The sequence below is a fragment of the Variovorax sp. P4_D9 genome, from assembly GCF_056401695.1.
Genome location: NZ_JBFUIU010001164.1, coordinates 1 through 2189 on the forward strand (window position 1 = coordinate 1; position 2189 = coordinate 2189).

General features: G+C 65.3%; 2 protein-coding genes and 2 tRNA genes. 3 read left to right on the forward strand and 1 reads right to left on the reverse strand.

All coding sequences use genetic code 11. The features are described from left to right. The 3 genes from AC1DY5_RS52425 to AC1DY5_RS52435 all read left to right on the forward strand — a co-directional run. Positions 1–779 (forward strand): HrcA family transcriptional regulator (locus AC1DY5_RS52425; RefSeq protein ID WP_478122149.1); only part of this gene is annotated, 779 nt, incomplete at its 5' end. A 37-nt stretch (positions 780–816) separates the two neighbouring features. Beyond that, positions 817–893 (forward strand) — tRNA-Ile (locus AC1DY5_RS52430). 106 nt (positions 894–999) lie between these two features. Then, positions 1000–1076, forward strand: a tRNA-Arg gene (locus AC1DY5_RS52435). A gap of 41 nt (positions 1077–1117) precedes the next feature. On the opposite strand, the gene AC1DY5_RS52440 is transcribed toward AC1DY5_RS52435, so the two are convergent. After that, a complete protein-coding gene (locus AC1DY5_RS52440; protein WP_478122150.1) occupies positions 1118–1996 on the reverse strand; it encodes a tyrosine-type recombinase/integrase in 879 nt (292 codons plus the stop codon). Positions 1997–2189: the final 193 nt, after the last annotated feature.

The following is a 2189-nucleotide window of genomic DNA, read 5'->3' on the forward strand; positions in this document are numbered from 1 at the left end:
CCATGCTGACCGCGCAGCGCGAGCAGTTCACCTCGGCGCCGAGCCTGGCGGCCGACCAGCCGCAGAAGGTGATCGCGAATGCCGCCAACCTGCTGTCGAACCTGTCGCAGTTCGTGGGCGTGGTGATGGCGCCGCGGCGCGCCTCGGTGTTCCGGCAGATCGAGTTCCTGCGGCTGTCCGACCGGCGGCTGCTGGTGATCATCGTCGCGCCCGACGGCGACGTGCAGAACCGCGTGATCTTCCCCGAGGTCGACTACACGCAGTCGCAGCTGGTCGAGGCCTCCAACTACATCAACACCCATTTCGCCGGCCTCTCGATCGAGCAGGTCCGCGACCGGCTGCAGTCCGAGGTCGAGCAGTTGCGCGGCGAGATCGCGGCGCTGATGCAGGCTGCGGTGCAGGTCAGTTCCGAGGTCATGACCGAGGCGCAGGACGAGGTCGTGATCGCGGGCGAGCGCAACCTGCTCGCGGTCACCGACTTCTCGAGCGACATGGGGCATCTGCGGCGCGCCTTCGAACTGTTCGAGCACAAGACGCAGCTGATGCGCCTGCTCGATGTCTCAAGCCAGGCCGAGGGCGTGCGCATCTTCATCGGCGGCGAGAGCCAGGTGGTGCCCYTCGACGACCTGTCGATCGTCAGCGCGAACTACGAGGTCGACGGCCAAGTGGTCGGCACGCTGGGCGTCATCGGCCCGACCCGCATGCCCTACGAGCGCATGATCCAGATCGTCGACATCACCTCGAAGCTGGTCACCAACGCGCTGAGCCACCGCAAATAGGGAAGGGCGCCGCGCGCTACTAGAATCGATGGCACGTGGGCCGTTAGCTCAGTTGGTTAGAGCAGCGGACTCATAATCCGTTGGTCCCTGGTTCAAGCCCAGGACGGCCTACCAAATGCATCCCCCGGAGATTTCGGGCCTGCTTCCGCGAAGCTTCTGTTCGAGTCATGAATCGAAGCTTGGACAGGTAGCAGAATTGGATGCTATAATCGCAAGCTGTGCGGCTGTAGCTCAGTTGGATAGAGTACTTGGCTACGAACCAAGGGGTCGTGGGTTCAATTCCTGCCAGCCGCACCATTTTTTTTGCTTATGCATCAACAGCTTAGAGGCTCACCCCTCTAGGCTGTTTTCTTTTGCGCGGGGACTTTGTGGGGACTCGGTCCCCCCGCCTTCTCCTGCTGCTCGAGCCGCAACGTCGCCAAACTCTTGTTCCAGCGGCCGTCGTCGGCCCGAATTCGCTCCAGAGCCCCATGCAGCTCGACGATTTGCGCGACGCTGTAGTGCGCCGTGATCGTTCCGGTGCTGTGCCACAGGATGTCGGCGATCGTGCTTTCGCCCACGCCGGCCTCCCGGAGCCGCATCCCCACCGTGTGCCGCAGGTCGTGCACATGCAGATCGCCCAGCCCGGCGGCCACGCGGGCGCGGCGCCAGGCAGAGTTCAGCATGCGCGAAACCGGCCGGTAGGCCATGCTCGGCGCCTGGTCGACGTTCTTCACCCGCTCCCGGCGCCACACGAAGACGAACTCCTCGTGCTGGCCGCGCACAGCCTCGATCACCGACTGCGCCACGCTGTTACAAACCACCACCCTGGACCGCCGCCGACCCTTGACGTGCTGGCGCGGGACCTCGAAGACCGAGATCCCGAGCTCGGGCACCTTGATCTCCCATTCCCACCGCAGGCTGCAGACCACGTCGTCGCGCACGCCGGTGTTCAGGGTGAACAGCGACATTCGGGCCAAGTGGTCCGGCAGCTTCGGCATCAGCCGGCGTTGGCCAGCCCAGGTGATCGGCGCCGGCTCGCGCTGATGGCCCACCAAGGGCAGCATCGTGATCGTCGGTGCCTGCTGCAGCCATGTCCGGCCCTGCTCGTCCCGCCAGCTCTTGGCCGCCAGGTTCAGGATCCGGCGCACCACGCCCAGCGCCAGGTTCACCGTCTTGTGCGCGCGCCCGTCGGCGAGCCGCGCCGTGGTGTACGGCGCGAGCGTGCCGTCGTGCACCTGGGGCAGCTCCAGCGCTCCRAGTGATCGATTGCCTCGCAGACACCATCCGGGCCAAGGTGGCCGCGCGCCATGACGCCAAGATCACCCGCGAGGCTGAAAGGACCGCATGCTGAGCGAAGATAAGGCAACCATCGAAGAGCGCCTGGCCAACGCCACGAACAACTCGAACCTGGTGCCGACCAGGATGGAT